Origin of the sequence: Chromobacterium paludis, assembly GCF_008275125.1 — a bacterium.
Lineage (GTDB): Bacteria > Pseudomonadota > Gammaproteobacteria > Burkholderiales > Chromobacteriaceae > Chromobacterium > Chromobacterium paludis.
In genome coordinates this window covers 2,938,331-2,951,710 of the sequence record NZ_CP043473.1, presented here as the reverse complement: position 1 = coordinate 2,951,710, position 13,380 = coordinate 2,938,331, and the positions used below count along the sequence as shown (strand labels likewise).

At 61.3% G+C, this 13,380-nt stretch carries 13 protein-coding genes; 9 read left to right on the top strand and 4 right to left on the bottom strand.

The window, feature by feature from the left end:
* Window positions 1-21 precede the first annotated feature (21 nt).
* Window positions 22-1,392, bottom strand: coding sequence for an adenylosuccinate lyase (gene purB / locus FYK34_RS13955; RefSeq protein WP_149297385.1), 1,371 nt, complete (start codon window positions 1,390-1,392; stop codon window positions 22-24).
* Window positions 1,393-1,553: 161 nt separating this feature from the next.
* Window positions 1,554-2,909, bottom strand: coding sequence for a signal recognition particle protein (ffh, locus tag FYK34_RS13950; RefSeq protein ID WP_149297382.1), 1,356 nt, complete (start codon window positions 2,907-2,909; stop codon window positions 1,554-1,556).
* 113 nt (window positions 2,910-3,022) lie between these two features.
* On the opposite strand from ffh, the gene FYK34_RS13945 reads away from it, so the two are divergent.
* From FYK34_RS13945 to yacG, 9 genes are all read left to right on the top strand, one after another.
* The gene (locus FYK34_RS13945) at window positions 3,023-3,844 is read left to right on the top strand and encodes a cytochrome C assembly family protein (RefSeq protein WP_149297380.1); all 822 of its coding nucleotides are present in this window, start codon (window positions 3,023-3,025) and stop codon (window positions 3,842-3,844) included.
* A gap of 51 nt (window positions 3,845-3,895) precedes the next feature.
* Window positions 3,896-4,216, top strand: a complete 321-nt coding sequence (locus FYK34_RS13940) for a ComEA family DNA-binding protein (RefSeq protein WP_149297378.1) — start codon at window positions 3,896-3,898, stop codon at window positions 4,214-4,216.
* 572 nt (window positions 4,217-4,788) lie between these two features.
* Complete coding sequence (locus tag FYK34_RS13935; RefSeq protein WP_149297376.1) at window positions 4,789-5,934, top strand: porin; 1,146 nt, start codon at window positions 4,789-4,791, stop codon at window positions 5,932-5,934.
* Between the two features lie 194 nt (window positions 5,935-6,128).
* Window positions 6,129-7,832, top strand: coding sequence for a type IV-A pilus assembly ATPase PilB (pilB, locus tag FYK34_RS13930; RefSeq protein WP_149297374.1), 1,704 nt, complete (start codon window positions 6,129-6,131; stop codon window positions 7,830-7,832).
* A 61-nt stretch (window positions 7,833-7,893) separates the two neighbouring features.
* A complete protein-coding gene (locus FYK34_RS13925) occupies window positions 7,894-9,111 on the top strand; it encodes a type II secretion system F family protein (protein WP_149297372.1) in 1,218 nt (405 codons plus the stop codon).
* On the top strand, window positions 9,111-10,031 hold the full coding sequence (locus FYK34_RS13920) for a prepilin peptidase (RefSeq protein WP_149297370.1): 921 nt from the start codon (window positions 9,111-9,113) through the stop codon (window positions 10,029-10,031). The genes FYK34_RS13925 and FYK34_RS13920 overlap by 1 nt, the downstream gene beginning before the upstream one ends.
* Complete coding sequence (gene coaE / locus FYK34_RS13915; RefSeq protein ID WP_149297368.1) at window positions 10,016-10,630, top strand: dephospho-CoA kinase; 615 nt, start codon at window positions 10,016-10,018, stop codon at window positions 10,628-10,630. The genes FYK34_RS13920 and coaE overlap by 16 nt, the downstream gene beginning before the upstream one ends.
* Before the next feature lie 36 nt (window positions 10,631-10,666).
* A complete protein-coding gene (gene zapD / locus FYK34_RS13910) occupies window positions 10,667-11,425 on the top strand; it encodes a cell division protein ZapD (protein ID WP_149297367.1) in 759 nt (252 codons plus the stop codon).
* 5 nt (window positions 11,426-11,430) lie between these two features.
* Entirely contained in the window at window positions 11,431-11,625 is a 195-nt protein-coding gene (gene yacG / locus FYK34_RS13905) for a DNA gyrase inhibitor YacG (protein ID WP_149297365.1), read from the top strand.
* 66 nt (window positions 11,626-11,691) lie between these two features.
* Here the strand turns inward: yacG and FYK34_RS13900 are convergent, their stop codons facing one another.
* Both FYK34_RS13900 and tsaE read right to left on the bottom strand, forming a co-directional pair.
* Window positions 11,692-12,930, bottom strand: a complete 1,239-nt coding sequence (locus FYK34_RS13900) for an N-acetylmuramoyl-L-alanine amidase (protein ID WP_149297363.1) — start codon at window positions 12,928-12,930, stop codon at window positions 11,692-11,694.
* Window positions 12,888-13,376: a tRNA (adenosine(37)-N6)-threonylcarbamoyltransferase complex ATPase subunit type 1 TsaE gene (gene tsaE, locus FYK34_RS13895; protein ID WP_407923608.1), complete on the bottom strand. Its 489-nt coding sequence runs from the start codon at window positions 13,374-13,376 to the stop codon at window positions 12,888-12,890. The genes FYK34_RS13900 and tsaE overlap by 43 nt, the downstream gene beginning before the upstream one ends.
* Between the last annotated feature and the right edge of the window lie 4 nt (window positions 13,377-13,380).

Genomic DNA, 13,380 nt, shown 5'->3' with positions numbered 1-13,380 from the left:
CAGCGGCGGAAGCGTGGTAGGTCAGACGCGGCGTGCCAGTTCCTCGGCCTTGCCCAGATAGTTGGCCGGCGTCAGCTCCAGCATGCTGGCCTTGACGGCGTCCGGCAGCTCCAGGCTCTTGATGAAGGCGTGCAGCGTTTCGCGGGTGATGCCGCCCTTGCCGCGGGTCAGCTCCTTCAGCTGCTCGTACGGATTGGCGATGCCGTGGCGGCGCATCACGGTCTGCACCGGCTCGGCCAGCAGCTCCCAGGCGGCGTCCAGCTCGGCGGCGATCTGGGCAGGGTTGATCTCCAGCTTGTTCAGGCCCTTCAGGCAGGACTTCAGGCCCAGCAGGGTGTAGCCGAAACCGACGCCCATATTGCGCAGCACGGTGGAGTCGGTCAGGTCGCGCTGCCAGCGCGATACCGGCAGCTTCTCCGCCAGATGGCCCATGATGGCGTTGGCCATGCCCAGATTGCCTTCGGCGTTTTCGAAGTCGATCGGGTTGACCTTGTGCGGCATGGTGGAGCTGCCCACTTCGTCCTTCTTCACCTTCTGCTTGAAGTAGCCCAGCGAGATATAGCCCCAGATGTCGCGGTTCAAGTCGATCAGGATGGTGTTGACGCGGCTCATCACCTGGTACAGCTCGGCCATGTAGTCATGCGGCTCGATCTGGATGGTGTAGGGGTTGAAGGTGAGGCCCAGGCCGGTGACGAAGCGGCCGCACAGGCTTTCCCAGTCGATGTCCGGGTAGGCCGCCAGGTGGGCGTTGTAGTTGCCGACGGCGCCGTTGATCTTGCCCAGGATTTCCTGGTGCACCAGCTGTTCGCGCTGGCGCTTCAGGCGGTACACCACATTGGCCAGTTCCTTGCCCATGGTGGACGGCGTGGCTGGCTGGCCGTGGGTGCGGCACATCATCGGCACGGCGGCCAGCTCGTGCGACAGTTTTTGCAGCCTGTGGATCACTTCGTCCAGCGCCGGCAGCAGCACGGTGTTGCGCGCGGTCTTCAGCATCAGCGCGTGGCTGAGGTTGTTGATGTCCTCGGAAGTGCAGGCGAAATGGATGAATTCGCCGGCGGCCATCACTTCCGGATTGCCGGACAGGCGCTCTTTCAGCCAGTACTCGATGGCCTTGACGTCGTGATTGGTGCGGACCTCAATGGCCTTCACTTCTTCGCCGTGCTCGACGCTGAAGTTGGCGATCACGTCGTCGATCTCGCGGATGGTGGCGTCGGAGAACGGTTTGACTTCCTCAATGCCCGGCTCGGCGGCCAGCATCTTCAGCCATTCCAGTTCCACTTTGACGCGGCACTTCATCAGACCGAATTCGGAGAACAGGTTGCGCAGGCCTTCCACCTGGCCGGCGTAGCGGCCATCCAGCGGGGAGAGGGCGGTCAACGTAGTCAGATTCATGCTGAGTATTTCCAAACGTGGTTTGCCAAACAGCGGCAGGTTGCAATACAAACGGTTCCGGCTAGCGGCCCCTTGAGTCAATGTAGCGTGGCGACGCCGCCTTGGCGGCGGCTTGTCTTTATCTCAAAAGAAACGGGCGTCTGGCGCCCGTTTGTTTTCGCTTACATGCCGGGCATCATGCCCTTCATGCCGCGCATCATCTTCATCATTCCGCCCTTGGACGAGAACTGTTTCATCATCTTCTGCATCTGCTCGAACTGGGCCAGCAGGCGGTTCACTTCCTGCACCGTCACGCCGGAGCCGGCGGCGATGCGGCGCTTGCGGCTGGCTTTGATCAGTTCCGGCTTGCGACGCTCTTCCATGGTCATCGAGTTGATGATGCCCTCGATGCGGCGCATGGATTTCTCCGCCTCAGCGCCCTGGATGCCTTTGGCCATCTGGCCGATCTGGCCCGGCATTTTTTCCAGCAGATTGGACATGCCGCCCATTTTCTTCATCTGCTGCATCTGCGCCTTGAAGTCCTCGAGGTCGAAGCCCTTGCCGGACTTCAACTTCTTGGCCATGGCCTCGGCTTCCTTCTGATCGATGCCCTTCTGCACTTCCTCGATCAGCGACAGCACGTCGCCCATGCCCAGAATGCGGCTGGCGATGCGGTCCGGGTGGAACGGTTCGATGCCCGTGACTTTTTCGCCGACGCCGATGAACTTGATCGGCTTGCCGGTGACGTGGCGCACAGACAGGGCGGCGCCGCCGCGCGAGTCGCCGTCCATCTTGGTCAGGATCACGCCGGTCAGCGGCAGCGCTTCATTGAAGGCCTTGGCGGTGTTGACCGCGTCCTGGCCTTGCATCGCGTCCACCACGAACAGCGTTTCCACCGGGCTGATCGCGGCGTGCAGCGCCTTGATCTCGTCCATCATCGCCTCGTCGATGGCGAGGCGGCCAGCGGTGTCCACCAGCAAGACGTCGAAGAAGTGGCGGCGCGCGTGGTCGATGGCGGCGCGCGCGATGTCTACCGGCTTTTGCGACACGTCGGACGGGAACCACTCCACGCCCACCTGCGAGGCCAGCAGTTTCAGCTGCTCGATGGCGGCCGGGCGGTATACGTCTGCCGACACCACCAGCACCTTCTTCTTCTGGGTTTCCTTCAGCCGCTTGGCCAGCTTGCCGACGGTGGTGGTCTTGCCCGCGCCTTGCAGGCCGGCCATCAGCACGATGGCGGGCGGCACGGCGGCCAGGTTCAACTCGTCGTTCTTCTCGCCCATCAGCTTGACGAGCTCTTCGTTGACCACGCCCACCAGGGCCTGGCCCGGGGTCAGGCTGCCCATGACGTCCTGGCCCAGCGCGCGTTCCTTCACCTGGGCGATGAAGGTCTTGACGACGGGCAGCGCCACGTCGGCCTCCAGCAGGGCCATGCGCACCTCGCGCATCGCGTCCTGGATATTCGATTCGGTCAGCCGCGCATTGCCGCGCAGGGTTTTCATCACGCCGGACAGGCGGCTGGTCAAGTTGTCTAGCATGGTGCTGTCCTTACTCTCTGCCAAGCATAGGCAGCTTGGTGTAGACTCTCAAACAGTCGATTTTACCACGAGCCGCCGCGTAAGCGCCCGGATTTGATCGCATACCCTTATATATGACCAGCCTACTGCTCGTTTTGACCCTGTTTCTGATCCTGTCCTACGGCCTGTTCACTTGGCATTACCTGGCCAACTGGAAAGGCGCCGCCCGTTGGCCGCGCAATCCGCGCACGGAGCACAGCCTGCTCGGCCTGCTGCTATTGGTGCAGGCCGTGGTGGTGGTGGCGCCGCTCAGCGCCAGCGGCGGCCTGGCCCTTGGCGTGGGCCACGCGCTCAGCGTGATGGTGTGGATCATGTTGTTGATCTACTGGACCTGCAGCTTCTTTTATAAAGTGGAGGGCTTGCAGCTGTTCATGATGCCGCTGGCCATGGGCGCGCTGGCCTTTGCCCTGGCCTTCCCCGGACGCCATCTGGTCAGCGACCTGTCCAATCCGGCCTTCGTGCTGCACATCCTGGTGTCCATGCTGGCCTACAGCCTGTTCGCCATCGCCGCGCTGATCGCCGTGTTGATGCTGCTGCTGGAGCGTGCGCTGCATCACCGCCGGGTGTCGATGCTGGCCAAGCAGCTGCCGCCTTTGCTCTCGTTGGAGAAAATGATGTTCCAGGTGATCGCTGTCGGTTTCCTGCTGCTGACCCTGACCTTGTTGACAGGCGCGGTGTTCTCGGAGGAAGTGTTTGGCAAGGCTGCGGCCCTGACGCACAAGACCGTATTCGGCGTGATCTCCTGGCTGATCTTCGCGGGATTGCTGGTGGGACGGCGTTTGCAGGGGTGGCGCGGCCGCGTGGCAATACGTTGGGCGCTGGCAGGCTTCCTGTCCCTGATGCTGGCATACGTGGGCAGCAAGGTGGTTCTAGAATTGATTCTGCAGCGCGGTTAGCTGCATGTCATAATTGAGCCGTTTTCCCCCAACTCGCGCAAGGAGTCCGTGATGAAAAAACTGTTCGCCGCCGTGGCGGCTTTATTGTTGTTGTGCAATGTAGCCTGGGCCGCCGTGAACCTGAATACCGCCACGCCCCAGCAGCTGGAGACGCTGAAGGGAATAGGCCCGGCCAAGGCCAAGGCCATCGTCGACTACCGCGCCAAGAACGGCCCGTTCAAAACGGTGGATGATTTGAAGAAGGTTTCCGGCATCGGCGATAAGACGCTGGAAAAACTGCGCAAAGACCTGGTGGTCGGCGGCGCAGCGCCGTCGCCTGCCGCCAAGCCGTCCCCTGCCGCCAAGCCGGCGGCTAAGCCCGCAGCCAAATAAGCAGGCGCCTGGGCGCTGTCGCTGACAACAAAACCGCCGTTCGTTTTCGAGCGGCGGTTTTTTCATCTTGGGCGCCGGGTTCGGCTGGGTGGCATGCCTCGGGGCTGTTGACGTTTGGTGGGCGGTCGCGCCGGGATGCGTTTTGCGCCGAATCGAGGCGTTTCGCGCGCCGCATAGTCATTCTTTGCCAGCGCGGAACAACGAAGAGTCGGCGCGAAAGGCACCCGGCCTGCGGCTTTGGCGTAGCTCAAACGCGATCCACTCACCAAACGTCAATAGCCCCTAGTGTCGCGAAAATGTCACTTGAACCGCATTCTGTTGCTTGCTGGCAGCAGTCTGGGGCTGGCTGTGCCGAGGCAAACGCTTTGTAAACATGGGGTTGGCGTTCATGTTGTTGTTTTTTTGGTATTTTGGCAGCGCCAAAACAGGCTGATCTTTGTTTTTCTGCAACGCCGGTCTTATATTGGCAACAGCGATCGACGGAACATACCGTCGGCACATAAATGTCCGGGCCAACGGCCGCAAGCCGCTGAGTCAACAGGACAAAATCAACTGACTTGAAAGGATCTGCAATGAACAAGAAGCTGATTGCTTTGGCGCTGGCTGCCCTGCCGGCTGCCGCAATGGCGGATGTGACCATCTACGGCACCATCAAGGCCGGTATCGAAGACAACAAGACTTATAGCTCTTCTTTCGGCACCAACGCCCAAGGCAAGCCGCAGAGCGGCATGCAAATCAATGACTGGACTTCCAGCATTGGTTTCAAGGGCAGCGAAGATCTGGGCGGCGGCCTGAAGGCGATCTGGCAGGTGGAAAGCCGCCTGCACATGGATGGCAGCAATGGCGGCTCCGGTGCTTCCAGCGATGGCCTGGGCACGCGCGACACCTTCATCGGCTTGACCGGCGACTGGGGTAAGGTTCGCTTCGGTAAACTGTCCAACTATGCCAACTCCGACATGGAACTGGTGGATCCGGGTTCATACAGCGGCGAAAGCGTAGGGGGCCTGGGCATGTTCACCCGTCTGGACGACCGCCACACCAATGCCTTGCGTTTTGACAGCCCGACTTACTATGGCTTCAGCTACGCCTTCCTGTACTCCGTTGATGAAAAACGGAACAACCTGAACAATGGTACCGGCCCGCGCACCAATAACTCCTTCACCAACATCGGCCTGAGCTACGAGAACGCCGGCTACTTCGGCAAGTACAACTATGGCAGCTGGGGCGATTCCAGCCTGGTGGGCGGCATGAAGGATTGGCACCGTCTGGAAGCCGGTTACAACGCCAACAATATTTACGTGGCGCTCGGCTATCAGCAAGCCGATGGTTATAGCCTCTCCCCGTACTACAACTCCACGGTTGGCACTACGGTGAAAGCAAACTATGCTAACGCCTTGGCTGCGAACGGTTCTTATGCGACTGCCGCTGCCGCTCAAGCTGCGATTGATGCTAGCAAAATGAAGGCCAAAGAGTTGGCTCTGACTGGAGGATATACCTTCGGTGCCTTCACTCCTTATATTTCCTATGTTAAGGGCTATGATGTTACATCGCTGGGTGGAACCATCAGCAATTCCGGCTATGATCAGTTCGTGCTGAGCCTGGACTACGCCATGTCCAAGCGCACCGAGGTCTACACTTCCTACGGCCACGTGAACTGGAAGGCTAGCGGCGTGGATAGCGAAAGCTCCTTCGGCGTGGGCTTGATCCATCGTTTCTAAGCGCTCACCCTGTTGGACTCGAGGACTGCTTCGGCAGTCCTTTTTATTTGTCAGGCTGGCGCGGGAGATAGACAGAGTTGGCGCGGATGCAGGCCGGATGGATTAGTCAGGGGACGCAAGGCGATTTTGCATATAATATCGTCAAAACCTCAATCCCATCGCGGCGCCAGAGCCCAAACCGGATCAATTTTCATATGGAAGCAACGGCAGGAATTTCCGGCCTCGGACGGGCCTTGGTTCAGCACAATATGTTGCTGCAGCAAGATGCGGACGCCATTCAAAAACACGCGGCGGCCTCGCATATCAGTTTTGTCGAGCAGTTGATACTGAGCAAGAAAATGAGCGCGCGCGAGGTGGCGGTATTCGCTTCGCGCATTTTCGGTTATCCCTTGCTGGACATGAGCGCGCTGGATATCGAGCAGCTTCCCAAAGGCTTGGTGGATGAAGAGCTGATCGCCAGCCGCCGTCTGCTGCCGCTGCTCAAACGCGGCAACAAGTTGTATATCGGCACCTCCGATCCGACGCAGACCTCTGCCTACCACGCCATTACTTTCAAAACCGGCTTGACAGTGGAGATCGTTGTCGTCGAAGACGACAAGTTGTCCAAGCTGGTGGGGCGTTACCAGGACAGCCCGGCCGCCGCCTTGAAAGAGCTCGAAGGCGAGGATTTTGGCGACTTGGAGTTCGCCGATCCGGAAGCGCAGGCGGACGCCCCGCAAGTGGAGGTGGACGATGCCCCGGTGGTCAAGTTCATCCACAAGATGCTGCTGGACGGCATAGGCGTGGGCGCGTCCGACATCCATTTCGAACCCTATGAAAAGTATTACCGCATCCGCTACCGCGTGGACGGCGTATTGAAGGAGGTGGCGCAGCCTCCCTTGCTGCTGAAGGAAAAAATCGCTTCCCGCATCAAGGTGATTTCCAAGCTGGACATCTCGGAAAAGCGCGTGCCGCAGGACGGCCGCTTGAAGCTGGTGATTTCCAAGACCCGAGCCATCGATTTCCGGGTCAGCACGCTGCCGACGCTATATGGCGAGAAAATCGTGATGCGGATTCTGGACTCCTCGTCGGCGTCGCTGGATATCGAACAACTGGGCTTCGAACCAGAGCAAAAACAACTGTTGTTGGACGCCATCGCGCGGCCCTATGGCATGGTTTTGGTCACCGGGCCGACCGGCAGCGGCAAAACAGTGTCGCTGTATACCTGCCTGAATATTTTGAACAAGCCGGACACCAATATCTCCACGGCGGAGGATCCGGTGGAAATCAACCTGCCGGGCATCAATCAAGTCAATGTCAATGAAAAGGCGGGCCTGACCTTCGCTTCCGCGTTGCGCGCCTTTCTGCGGCAAGATCCGGATGTGATCATGGTGGGCGAAATCCGCGACTTCGAGACCGCCGACATCGCCATCAAGGCCGCGCAGACCGGCCACATGGTGTTCTCCACCTTGCACACCAATAACGCGCCGGCCACGTTGACGCGGCTGTTGAACATGGGCGTCGCGCCGTTCAATATCGCCAGTTCGGTGCTGCTGATCATGGCGCAGCGTCTGGCGCGCCGCTTGTGCAACCATTGCAAAAAGCCGTTGGATATTCCGCAGGAGGCCCTGCTGCGCGCCGGCTTCGCCCAGGAGGAGCTGGATGGCAGCTGGCATCCCTACGGGCCGGTGGGATGCGATGAGTGCCGCAATACCGGGTACAAGGGCCGGGTCGGCATCTACGAGGTCATGCCTATCAGCGACGCGATGACGCGCTTGATCATGAAAAACGGCACCGCGATGGATATCTCCGATCTGGCCTTGCAGGAGGGCATGGTGAATTTGCGCCATGCGGGCCTGCTCAAGGTGAAGAAGGGCATGACCTCGCTGGCGGAAATCGAAGCGGTCACCAACGACTGAGCAAGCGGCTGTAAGGGATGGCGCAAGCTGCCTCGACAAGAGAAGAAGGAAGGCTGGACCAATGGCGACGACGAAGAAGGCAAGTCCGGGTCATATCTGGGAGTGGGAAGGCAAGGACAAGACCGGGCGCATCATCCGCGGCGAGTTGCGCGCGGAATCGGACAATGTGGCCAAGATGCAGCTGCGGCGCCAGGGCATCAATGTGGTGAAAATCCGCAAGCGCCGCGCCGGCTTTGGACGCAAGATCACCGACAAGGACATCACGCTGTTCACCCGTCAGCTGTCGACGATGATGAAGGCGGGCGTGCCTTTGCTGCAAGCCTTCGATATTGCCGCCAAGGGGCATAACAATCCGGCGGTGACGCGCCTGCTGCTGGAGGTGAGGGCCGATGTGGAGACCGGCATGTCCTTGGCGGAGTCCTTCCGCAAGCGGCCGCTGTATTTCGACAAGCTGTTCTGCAACATCATTGCCGCGGGGGAGACCGGCGGCGTGTTGGACGCCTTGCTGGACAAATTGGCCACTTACAAGGAAAAAGTGATGGCCATCAAGTCCAAGATCAAGTCGGCGATGATCTATCCGACGGCCATTGTCGCCACGGCCTTCGTCATCACTGCGGTGATCATGATTTACGTGATCCCGGCGTTCAAGGATCTGTTCTCCAGCTTTGGCGCCAATCTGCCGGCGCCGACCTTGTTCGTGATCTGGCTGTCGGACAAGTTCGTCCATTATTGGTGGCTGATCTTCGGCTCGATCTTCGGCGGGATTTTCGCGTTTTTCTATGCCTTCAAGCGCACGCCCAAGATGCAGGAACAGATGGACCGCATCCTGCTGCAGCTGCCTGTCATCGGCGACATCATACGCAAGGCCACCATCGCGCGCTGGGCGCGCACGCTGTCCACCCTGTTCACCGCCGGCGTGCCGCTGGTGGAGGCGCTGGAGTCGGTGGGCGGCGCGGCGGGCAACCAGGTTTATGCCGAGGCGACCAAGCGCATCCAGTCTGATGTCAATACCGGCTCCAGCCTCAGCTTTTCGATGCAGCGCACCGATTTGTTTCCCAATATGGTGCTGCAGATGACCGCCATCGGCGAGGAATCCGGCTCCTTGGACCAGATGTTGGACAAGGTGGCGGACTTTTACGAAGAAGAAGTCGATAACGCGGTGGCCGCGCTATCCAGCCTGCTGGAGCCGGCCATCATGGTGATACTTGGTGTCTTGATAGGGGGCTTGGTGATCGCGATGTATATGCCGATTTTCAAAATGGGCCAGGTGGTGGGCTGATGCTGCAGGACATCGCTTGGTTGCTGGCCACGCATCCGGCCTGGCTGGTGGGCGTGGCCCTGGTTTTCGGCCTGATGGTAGGTAGTTTTCTGAACGTGGTGATCCACCGCCTGCCGCGCATGCTGGAGGATGAGTTCCTGTCCGAGAGCGTGGATTATCTGGCGGATTGCGAGCGCATGCCGGCGCTGCGGCTGGCGGCGGAAGCGGCTGCGGCAGCGCTGGAGGCGAGGCCGTCCTACAACCTGTGGCGGCCTGCCTCGCATTGCCCATCGTGCCAAGCGCCTGTGCGCGCCTGGCAAAACATTCCCGTGCTGAGCTTTGTGCTGCTGCGCGGCCGCTGCGGCCATTGCGGCGCGGCCATCCGCGCGCGCTATCCGCTGGTGGAGCTGCTGTGCGGCGCCGCGTTCGGCGTCTTGGCCTGGCGCTTCGGCTGGAGCATGCCCTTGCTTGGCGCGATGGCGCTGACGGCGACTCTGCTGGCGCTGACTTTCATCGACCTGGACACCTTGCTGCTGCCGGACAGCCTGACGCTGCCGCTGTTGTGGGCCGGCTTGCTGTTCAATCTGTATACCGGATGGGTGCCTTTGTCATCCGTCGTGCTGGGCGCTGCGTTGGGGTATGTGTCCTTGTGGCTGGTGTATAAGTTGTTCAAGCTGGCGACGGGCAAGGAAGGGATGGGCTATGGCGACTTCAAGCTGCTGGCGGCGCTGGGCGCCTGGCTGGGCTGGAGCATGTTGCCGCTGATCGTGTTGTTGTCGTCTTTGGTCGGCGCGCTATGCGGCGTGGCGATGGTGCTCGCTTCGCGGGCTGGCCGCGGCCAAGCCATTCCGTTTGGTCCGTATCTGGCCGCCGCTGGTTGGATCGCGCTGGTGTGGGGACCGCAAATCGTGGAGGGCTATCTGTCATGGCTCTCCCGGTAATCGGCCTGACCGGCGGCATCGGTTCCGGCAAGAGCGCGGCGGCGGAGCGTTTCGCCGAGCTGGGCGTGGCGGTGGTCGATACCGATCAGATCGCCCATCGGCTGACCGGCGCCGGCGGAGCGGCGATGGCGGCGATCGCGCGGGAGTTCGGTTCGGAAGTGGTCGCGGCGGATGGGGCGCTGGACCGCGCCGCCATGCGGCAGCGCGTGTTTGCCGATCCGGATAGCAAACGCCGCCTGGAAGCCATCCTGCATCCGGCCATCTACGATGAGAGCGTGCGGCAGCTGCAGGCCGCGCGCGGCGATTACGCCGTCTTGGTGGTGCCGCTGCTGTTCGAGAGCGAACGTTATTTGCCGCTGCTGGCCCGCAGTTTGGTGGTGGATTGCAGCGAGGATGCGCAAGTCGCCCGGGTGATGCGGCGCAACGGATTCACCGAGTCGGCGGTGCGCGCCATCATGGCGGCGCAGTTGCCGCGCGCGGAGAGGCTGCGTCGCGCCGATGATGTCATCGACAATAACGGCGGCTTGGCAGAATTGAGGCTTCAAGTTGATGCCAAACACGGTTATTATCTGGCAAATCTTGTCAATGCGATGTTTTAAGGCTTGTTGCAAGCCGTGGAGAAGGGCAGATCTGCCGTGATCAGTTTCGAATTCCCTGTCACCGAACGCACCCGTATTCTGTTGCGTCTGGAATATCTGTACGGGCGGCTGGCCTACTTCATTGGCAAGGAGCATCCTTACGACCATCACGCCGCGCTGCAAGTGCTGTTCGAGTTGATGGAAACCGCCTCGCGCGCCGATTTGAAGGCGGATCTGCTGCAGGAGCTTGAGCGGCAGAAGCAGGTGCTGGAAGCGCTGCGAGAGAACCCCAATGTGGCGGAAGAGACGCTGGAGGGCGTGCTGGAGGAGATCGAGCGCGCGTCCGGCAAGCTGTTGGCGCTGACCGGAAAATACGGTCAGAACCTGCGCGAGAACGAATGGTTGATGGCGATCAAGCAGCGCGCCGGCATCCCCGGCGGCACCTGCCAGTTCGACCTGCCGTCCTATCACCTGTGGCAGCAGAAGCCGGCCGAGGTGCGCCGTCAGGATCTCAAGCGCTGGTCGGCACCGTTGATGCCGACGGCGGAGGCCTCGGACATCTTGTTGCGCCTGCTGCGCGACAGCGGCAAGACCCATCATTACATGGCGCGCAAGGGCGCCTTCCAGCAGATGTCCGGCGGCAAGGTGGTGCAGCTGATCCGCGTGGCCTATGACGACAACCTGGAGCTGCTGCCGGAACTGTCCGCCAATAAATATGCGCTCAACATCCGTTTCATCGGCGCCGTCACCGGCGAGGCGCGGCCGCGCCAGACCGAGCAGGATGTCGAGTTTTACCTGACCAATTGCAAGTTCTGAGTTACATGTCCGAATCCGTCCGCATCGTCGCTTGCCCCACCTGTCGCACGGAAGTGCGCTGGGAGCCGCAAAGCCGTTATCGTCCGTTTTGCAGCGAACGCTGCCGCCTGATCGACCTGGGGCAGTGGGCCAGCGAGAACTACCGCGTGCCGGCCGAGGAAGAAAACCCGCCGGGAGAGCCGCCACAGTCCCCGCATTGAGCGAGCGCCGCGCATAAAAAAACCGCCAGGTCTTCCGCCTGGCGGTTTTGCTTGGAGGGGACGGCTTCAGGCGCGCGCGGCCAGGGCGACGCCGGAGGCGAAGTAGCGCTTGACGCCGCTGAAGATGGCGTTGGCCATTTCCTGTTGGAATTCCGCCGTGATCAGCCGCTGTTCTTCTTCCGGGTTGGAGATGAAGGCGGTTTCCACCAGGATGGACGGGATGTCCGGCGCCTTCAGCACGGCGAAACCAGCTTGTTCCACTGCGTTCTTGTGCAGCTTGTTCAGCTCGCCCAACTGGCCCAGCACCGTCTTGCCCAGCTTCAGGCTGTCGTTGATGGTGGCGGTCTGGGTCAGGTCCAACAGGGTATGCGCCAGATACTTGTCCTTGCTGGCGATCTTGACGCCGCCGATCAAGTCCGAATTGTTCTCCGTCTGCGCCAGCGCCTTGGCGAAGGCGCTGGTGGCGCCTTTCTCGGATAGCGCGAACACCGAGGAGCCGCGCGCGGCGCGATTGGGTGCGGCGTCGGCGTGGATGGACACGAACAGGTCGGCGTTGAGCTTGCGCGCCTTGGCCACGCGCACGCCCAAGGGGATGAACACGTCGTCGCTGCGCGTCATGTAAGCGTGCATATTCGGCTCGGCGTCGATCAGCTGCTTCAGCTGGTGGCCTATTTTCAGCACCACATCCTTCTCGCGGTTGCCTTGCAGGCCGATGGCGCCGGGATCCTCGCCGCCGTGGCCGGGGTCCAGCATCACGATGATGGGACGGTCGGTGTCCTTGGCCTTGGGCTTGACGCGCGCAGGCGGCTGTTCCAGCTTGCCCTTGTTGTAGTCTTGCAGCAGCGCCAGCAACGGGTCGTTTTGCTGGCCGCTGGGATAGAGGTCCACCACCAGTCTATGCTTGAACTCGGCGACCGGGGCCAGGGTGAAGGCCTGCGGCTTGACGTCGGTTTTCAGTTCCAGCACCAGCCGTACCGTGTCCGGATCGAACTGGCCGGCGCGGGCGCTGGCGATGAAAGGGTCGGCCTGGGTGATCTGGCTGCCGATGTCTTTCAGCACGCCGTTCAGCTGCACGCCCTGCAGGTCTATCACCAGCCGATTGGGATTGGCCAGCGTGAACTGCTTGTATTGGATGGCGTTGCTGGATTCCAGCGTGATGCGGGTATAAGTGGACGAAGGCCAGATGCGCAGGGCGACGATCTGGCTGTCTGCCGCCCAGCCGCGGCGGCTGACGGCGAGCAGGAAGGTGGCGGCCGCGACGCCTAGCAGTGCGCGGCGCTTGGGGTCGAAAGTCGATTCAGGCATGACTGTCCGGTTTGCGTCTGAGCTTGAAAATGATAAGTGCGACCGCTGCCGGCTACGGCAAGTTCCAGCGTCAGGTCGGCTGCTGGCAGCAGGCCGGCGGCTTGGGCTGGCCATTCCACCAGGCACAGGCTGTCGGCGCCGAAATACTCGCTGAACCCGGCGTCGTTCCATTCTTCCGGGTCGGCAAAGCGGTAGAGGTCGAAATGATGGACAGTGAAGGCCGGCAAGGGATAGCTTTCCACCAGGGTATAGGTGGGACTCTTGACCTTGCCGGCGTTGCCCAGCGCCGCCAGCAGGCCGCGCGTGAACGTGGTCTTGCCGGCGCCCAGGTCGCCCAGCAGGTGGACGGTCAGGCCGGGCTGCGCCGCGGCGGCGAAGGCGGCGCCCAGCGCCAGCGTGGCGCGCTCGTCCGGCAGGCTGCCCGACAGAACGCTGGTATCATCCATCGCC